We start from the raw sequence: 252 nt of genomic DNA on the forward strand, positions 1-252 counted from the left end.
GCCTTTGGCTTTATCCGCGCCGCCGAACCACTCCGCCATTGGCAACAGTGTCAGCGACAGCAGCAGCGTCGAGATGCCGACCATCACAAACCGGTTACAAGTGGCTGGCCCGTTTTTCGCCCGATGATGTCACCTCCCTCAGTGACCGTTCCCGGGCGCGCCATCACCAGCGCGCAACGCCTGAACCCATGGTGAAGCTGCTGCTGGAGACAAAGCAACAGCATCCCCTGTGGGGGCCTGAGAAGATAAGGC

1 protein-coding gene is annotated in these 252 nt (G+C 61.1%); it reads left to right on the top strand.

Annotated elements, in window-relative coordinates:
- Positions 1–47: 47 nt before the first annotated feature.
- Positions 48–252, top strand: a 205-nt coding sequence (locus ACCD11_RS28445; RefSeq protein ID WP_413316483.1) for a helix-turn-helix domain-containing protein, incomplete at its 3' end; no start/stop codon positions are given.

This window comes from Variovorax sp. Varisp36, from assembly GCF_047304235.1.
In the GTDB taxonomy this organism is placed as follows: Bacteria; Pseudomonadota; Gammaproteobacteria; order Burkholderiales; family Burkholderiaceae_C; genus Variovorax.